The following is a 6,362-nucleotide window of genomic DNA, read 5'->3' as shown; positions in this document are numbered from 1 at the left end:
GGCAACGCCGCCCGATCCAACTTCCCCACCGGCGTCAACGGAATCTCATCCAACACCACAATCGACGCCGGAATCATGTACCCCGGCAACGACTCACCGATGTACTCCACGAGCGCGTCGGTGTCCACGTCGGCGCCGGGGCGCGGCAGCACGTACGACACCAGTGCGGTCGCACCCGATGGCAGCGCCTTGCCCAGGGTGGCCGCGAAGTCGATATCCGGATGGTCGGTGAGAGCGTTGTCGATCTCGCCCAGTTCGATGCGGAAACCGCGGATCTTCACCTGGAAGTCCGAGCGGCCCAGGTATTCGATGACGCCGCCGTCCTGGCCGGCCGATTCGGTGCGTCGCACCAGATCACCGGTGCGGTACAGCCGCGCCGCCGGGTTGCCGCTGTCGGCGCCGAACGGGCTGGCGACGAATCGCTCCGCGGTCAGGCCCGGCCGGTTGAGGTAGCCCTGCGCCAGCGCGGGACCGGACAGATACAGCTCGCCGACCACCCCGGCAGGAACCGGCCGCAGCCGCGAGTCCAGCACGAACGCGCCGACGCCCGGGATGGCCGTGCCGATCGTGATGGGCTCGCCCGGCGTCATCGGCGGCGTGCTGGTGGCCAGGATCGTCGCCTCGGTGGGCCCGTAGCCGTTGTAGAACTCGCGCTCGGCCGCCCAGCGTCCGACCAGTTCCGGGCCGAACTTGTCACCGGCCACCACCACGGCCTGCAGGTCGTCCAGTCCGGCCGGATCCACCGATTCCAGGGCGCCCGGCGTGATGAGCATGTGCGTGACGTGCTCGCGCCGCAGCAGATCCGCCAGCTCGAAACCGCCGAACACCGTCGGCGGCGCGATCACCAGCGTCGCGCCGGAGGAGAAGGCCAGCAGCAGTTCCAGCACCGAGACGTCGAAGTTCGGCGAGCAGACGTGCAGAACGCGCGAGTCCTCCGTCACGCCGTAGTGCTCGCGCTCCGCGGCGACCAGCCCCGCCAGACCGCTGTGGGTGACCACGACGCCCTTGGGCTTGCCGGTGGAGCCGGAGGTGTAGATGACATAGGCCGGGTGCCGCTCGTCGAGCGGACGGACCCGGTCGGTGTAGGAGATGGGGTGCTCCGGGCGCGCGGCGATGCGCGCGGCCTGCACCGGGTCGTCGAGTTCGATCCAGTACACACCGGTGCCGAGCACCGGGCGGTGCGCCGAAGTGGTCAGACCCACCGTGGCGCCGGAGTCGGCGACGATGTGATTGATCCGGTCGGTGGGATAGGTCGGATCCACCGGCACGTAGGCCGCGCCGGTCTTGGCGATGGCCCAGACAGCGAGCACCGACTCCACGCTGCGCGAGATTCCGATGGCGACCACGTCGCCGGGCCCGACACCGCGCTCGATCAGCTCCCTGGCCAGCCGCGAGGACGCCGCGTCCAGCTCGGCGTAGGTGAGCTCCCGATCGTCGGCCGGGTTCCCCGTGGGGTTGAACCGGATCGCGACCTCGGTGGCGGCGGACTCGACCGCGGCGGTGAGCAGCTGCGCGAAAAGCGGACTGCCCGACCTGCGGCGACGGCTACCGCGAGCAGAGCGACGGGCGGTTTCCATTCGAGTGCATTCACCTCTCGGATCGAGCCAGGACCCGGGCTCTACCCTGCTCAGGGCTTGTTATCCGGGGCCAGCGCGGACCGAGCAATCATATAAGGGGCTGACCACTGAACCCGCGCGCTGTATTGGATTGCCGCGGATGCCGTCGGTACGGTCCGCATCCCCCTTGTCGAGTGCTGTCCTCTCGTAGGACACCATCCGCCCCCCTGGAATCGGTGTCTTGCCTGATCCCTGCCGTTATATCGGTACTTACGCCATCGTGTTGCACTAGTGCCCGAATCGGTGAGCTTGGTCACAGCCATCCGCGCCGCGTGGCCTGCACCCCCGCCTGGAATCTGGTGCTCGCCCCGAGGCGCTCCAGTAGCCGTGCGGTCCGGCGGACCACCGTGCGCCGGGACATCCCGAGTCGCCGCGCGATGGTGTCATCGGTCGCGCCGAGCCCCATCAGGGTCAGGATCGCGCGGTCGCGTTCGTCCAGCGCCTCCGCGGCCGGGTTCACCGAGATCGGCGCCGCCATCGTCCACAGCACGTCGAAGGTCTTGATCAACAACTCGAGCGTGGGGGAACCGGTGATGCGCAGACCCATCGGGTCGGGCCTGCGTTCGTCGGCGTGCAACACCAGGCTGGCCCGCTCGTCGTCGCTGATGATCAACTTGAGCGGCGGCTCGGGCAGGGTTCTGGCCTGCGCACCGCCCGCGTTGGTGGACAGCGCGTGCCGCAGGCGCTCGGGGTCCTGATAGACGGTGTCCTGATACAAGGTCTGGTAGCGGATGCCGTCGGCGAGCCTGGCCCGTTTGAGTTCGAACAGTTGGCGCTCGCGCTCGGGATCGCTCAGATAGGGCCCGCGCTCGACCAGCTTGACGCAGCTGCGCGCGCCGGTCTGCATCTCCTCGAAATCCGCCAGCATCTCCAGCCGCTCGTACACCGGCACCACCGCGCCGTTGCCGCGCGGCGAGCGGCGCACCGAGCGGAACGTCTCGCTCAAGCGTGCTGCGGCGGCGTGCATCTGGTTGATCTCCTGCTGCCTGCGCCGAGCCTCGGCTTCGGACAACGATTCCGGCGCGTGCGCGTCCCACAGCGGTTCGCCGTCGGGCGACTCGACGCGGACCGCGGCGTGCAATTCACACAACACATCCAGCGTGGCCGCGGCGAGGTCTTCCGAAACGCCCAGGTAATGCGCGATATCGGCGAGACTCGACCGCGGATGGTGCACCAGCACGGCGTACGCGCGGCCGTGCGGTGACCCAGGCTCGAAGATGTCGCCCAGCTCGATCACGGCCCGAGCCTAGCGACCGACCGGTGTCCGTGGGGCAGCTCTACGAGACCCGGCCGCGAACCGCCTCCCACGTCACCGGGACGCGGGAGGCTTCGCTGCGCGCAACCGTGCGCTGATCGGAATATCAAGCCGGACAGGGAATGTCAGTGCGCCGACGGGCCCCACTCCAGGGGCACTCCCTTGGCGGCCAAGTAGGGCATCGGGTCGATCTTGGCGCCCGACTGGTCCCAGATCTCCAGGTGCAGATGCGGACCGGTGGACTGACCCCGGTTGCCGACGGTGGCGATCACATCGCCCGCGTTCACCCGCTGGCCCGCGTGCACGAACATCTCGTTCACGTGGCCGTAGACGGCGGTGGTGCCGTCGTCCTGCAGGATTCGCACCCACAGACCGAAACCGGAGGCGGGCCCCGCCTCGATGACGGTGCCGTTGCTGACCGAGTGGATCGGCGCGCCCAGCGAGTCGGCGAAGTCGAGACCGTAATGCATGGCGCCCCAGCGGCTGCCGAACCCGGAGCTGATCTCGCCGGCCACCGGGCGCACCGCGGGCGCCGGAGCGACCTGCTGCTGCACGCCCTTGAGGGCCTCCTCGGCCTGCGCCAAGGGACCGATGACCTCCGGGGGAAGATTGGGAATGCCGAACGGCGCGGCGACCGGCGCGGCGATCTGGCCTGCGACCGCGGCGGGCTCCGGCGCGGCCTGCGCGACCGGCTCGGCGGCGGCCTTCGCCTCGACGATCGGAAGGATGCTCGTACCCTTCACGGTGGAGGGCGCGGCCTGCGTCTCCTCGTCGGCATCGTGCGAACCGGGCAGCAGCGGCGACGCGTAAGCGAGCGCGGGAGCGACCTGGCTGGCAGCGCCGATCAAGGCGCCCGCGGCAACCGCCGCGGTGGCGGCGGCCTTGACTCGTTCGGTGGCGGACGGCTCGGCGCGGTGCCGCGTCGGACGGCCCGATTCGCCGCCGTCGCCGAGGAGGCTCTGGACGGTAATGGAACTGGGGCCTACACGGTGCTGCGACAAAGCTGAATCCTCGGTCGTACAACAGGGTCCGGGATGCCGGAGCCCTAGCGGAACCGGTTCGATAACGATCCGGTAAAGCCGGGCGGATAACGGTTTGGCATCCGTCGTGACGGGAACTCTACCGCGTCGTGACCATTCCGCAACCTTCCAGCGGAAAAACGCTGGTGAGGCCCGGGTCACATGTCCAGATACGCGACAATCGAACCGTGATCCTCGACCAATTGGACGTTCCGATCGCGCTCGCCCCCATGGCGGGCGGCCCCTCCACCCCCGAGCTGACCGCCGCCGTGGCCGAAGCGGGCGGTTTCGGCCAGCTGGCCGCCGGTTATCTGAGCGCCGCCGACACCGCGGCGCGGATCGCGGCGACTCGCGCGGCCACCGGCAAGCCGTTCGGCGTGAACCTCTTCGTGCCAGGCCCGCCGACTCCTCCCGCCGATCTGGCGGACTATCTGGCCGAACTCGGCGCCGAACACCAGCTGGGAGATCCGCGCTTCGACACCGACGACTGGGACGCCAAACTCGAACTGCTCGTCGCCGACCCGGTCGCGGCCGTGTCGTTCACCTTCGGCTGCCCGAGTGCCGCGGACATCGAACGGCTGCATGCCGCCGGTTCCGAAGCCTGGGTCACCGTCACCTCGGTCGCCGAGGCGCGCCTCGCCGTCGAGGCAGGCGCCGACGTGCTCATCGCCCAAGGCGCGGAGGCGGGCGGGCACCGCGCGACGTTCACCGATCGGCCCGCCGACGACGCCACCGACCCACTCGGGCTGCTGGCGCTGCTGCAATTGCTCTCCGCCGCCACCGACCTGCCGCTGGTGGCCACCGGCGGCCTCACGACGGGCGCGGGCATCGCCGCCGCGCTCGCGGCGGGCGCCACGGCCGCGCAACTGGGCACGGCGTTCCTGCGCTGTCCCGAGGCGGGCACCAGTCAGGTGCACCGCGCCGCGCTGACCGCCGACACCCCGACGATGCTCACCCGCGCCTTCACCGGACGCAGGGCACGCGGCTTGCGCAACCGCTTCCTGGTGCGGCACACCGCTACCGCGCCGACCGGATACCCGGAGATCCACTACGCCACCGCCCCGCTGCGAGCCGAGGCGCGGGCGGCGGGCAACCCCGAGGAGGTCAACCTCTGGGCGGGCCAAACCCATGAGCTGACACCGGAGCTACCCGCGGGCGAACTGGTCTCGACCCTGGCCGCCGACACGAAAGCCGCACTGGAAAAGGCACTTTCGCGCCGAATCCAGCATTATTGACAACGACTTTCGTTTAGACTTCAGTGGCATCGCATCGACGTTCAGCACTGGAGGAGAGCGCCATGTCCCTTGATGTCCCCACCGCAGTACTCGAACGCGCCGAACGCGGCGAGGTCGACGACGCCGACTTCGTCGAGGTCGTACGCAATTCGCTGCCCTACGCCTGGGAAGTGGTCAGCCGCGTAGCCGGTGAGCTGCGTTCCGGGACGGCGGAATTCGCCGACAACACGATCGCGCCGCCCGACGAGGTGGCGCGCGGGCAACTGCTGCGCGCCATGGCTTCCGACGCGATTCGCGGTGGGCTGGAGCGGCACTTCGGCGTGAAGCTCGCCTTCCAGAACTGCCACCGGGTCGCGGCGTTCCCGCTCTCCTCGGTCGGCGGCGAGACCTACACCACGTTCATCGGCACCCGGGCCCAGCTGCTCAACCAGAGCCCGGAACTGCGCAACTGCTGATCCACCGAATCGAACACCCGGCGCGGCAAACCGTTTCGCCCGCGCCGGGTGTTCTCGCGTATGCGGCGCCGTGCCCGCGCGTCGCCGCCGCCCGTCACGGACGGCTGCGCGTAGGGTGAACCGCCATGAGCAGCAACGATCTTCGCGATGAGGTCGAGGCCCGGCTCGCGCCGTGGCGCCAACAGCTCGGGGCGGACCGCGCCGCCTACACCAATCATGTGCTGCGGGTGCTCACGTTGTGCGATCTGCTGGCCGACGACCGGCAAACCCCGCCGAGCGCCCGTGAGGAGTTCCTGACCGCGGCCGTGCTGCACGACATCGGCATCTGGTCGGCGGGCAGCTTCGACTACCTCGCGCCCTCGTGCGACCAGGCGCGCGCCTGGCTGGCGAGCATCGACCGCGACGACCTGACCGGACTGGTGGTGGCGATGATCGACCAGCATCACAAGATCCGCCCGGCGGGCCCACCGCACGACCCGGTCGAGATCTTCCGGCGCGCCGACGCGATCGACGTCGAGCTCGGCTTGCTCGGCCGGTTCGGCGTCTCGCGCGGAACCTACCGTGAGCTGGCGAAGCGCTATCCGAACCACGGCTTCCACCGCAAGCTCGTCTCCCTGGTCGCGCGGCGGGTGCGCAGCCACCCCGCGTCACCACTGCCGATGCTGAGGTGGTGACGCGGGGCGGTGGGGGTCAGGACAGGGTGGTGACTTCCAGGTCGCCGTCGGCGTACTGGGCGCGTAGCCGCTTCTTGTCGAACTTGCCCACGCTGGTCTTGGGGACCT

6 protein-coding genes are annotated in these 6,362 nt (G+C 69.8%); 3 read left to right on the top strand and 3 right to left on the bottom strand.

Annotated features, from left to right (window positions below):
- From ACFV2O_RS36710 to ACFV2O_RS36700, 3 genes are all read right to left on the bottom strand, one after another.
- Positions 1-1,577 (bottom strand): amino acid adenylation domain-containing protein (locus ACFV2O_RS36710; RefSeq protein ID WP_379256373.1); only part of this gene is annotated, 1,577 nt, incomplete at its 3' end.
- A gap of 292 nt (positions 1,578-1,869) precedes the next feature.
- Complete coding sequence (locus tag ACFV2O_RS36705) at positions 1,870-2,853, bottom strand: DNA-binding response regulator (protein ID WP_379256371.1); 984 nt, start codon at positions 2,851-2,853, stop codon at positions 1,870-1,872.
- A gap of 143 nt (positions 2,854-2,996) precedes the next feature.
- Positions 2,997-3,872, bottom strand: a complete 876-nt coding sequence (locus ACFV2O_RS36700) for a M23 family metallopeptidase (RefSeq protein ID WP_379256369.1) — start codon at positions 3,870-3,872, stop codon at positions 2,997-2,999.
- 206 nt (positions 3,873-4,078) lie between these two features.
- On the opposite strand from ACFV2O_RS36700, the gene ACFV2O_RS36695 reads away from it, so the two are divergent.
- The 3 genes from ACFV2O_RS36695 (at position 4,079) to ACFV2O_RS36685 (ending at position 6,254) form a co-directional block, all read left to right on the top strand.
- On the top strand, positions 4,079-5,125 hold the full coding sequence (locus ACFV2O_RS36695; protein WP_379256367.1) for a nitronate monooxygenase: 1,047 nt from the start codon (positions 4,079-4,081) through the stop codon (positions 5,123-5,125).
- A 62-nt stretch (positions 5,126-5,187) separates the two neighbouring features.
- A complete protein-coding gene (locus tag ACFV2O_RS36690; RefSeq protein ID WP_355081478.1) occupies positions 5,188-5,580 on the top strand; it encodes an SCO5389 family protein in 393 nt (130 codons plus the stop codon).
- Positions 5,581-5,705: 125 nt separating this feature from the next.
- Positions 5,706-6,254, top strand: a complete 549-nt coding sequence (locus ACFV2O_RS36685) for an HD domain-containing protein (protein WP_355081476.1) — start codon at positions 5,706-5,708, stop codon at positions 6,252-6,254.
- The last annotated feature ends 108 nt before the right edge of the window (positions 6,255-6,362 follow it).

Source organism: Nocardia sp. NPDC059691 (assembly GCF_042733915.1).
GTDB lineage: Bacteria > Actinomycetota > Actinomycetes > Mycobacteriales > Mycobacteriaceae > Nocardia > Nocardia sichangensis.
The sequence above is the reverse complement of the archived record's forward strand: the minus strand, read 5'-3'. Positions and strand labels throughout refer to the sequence as shown.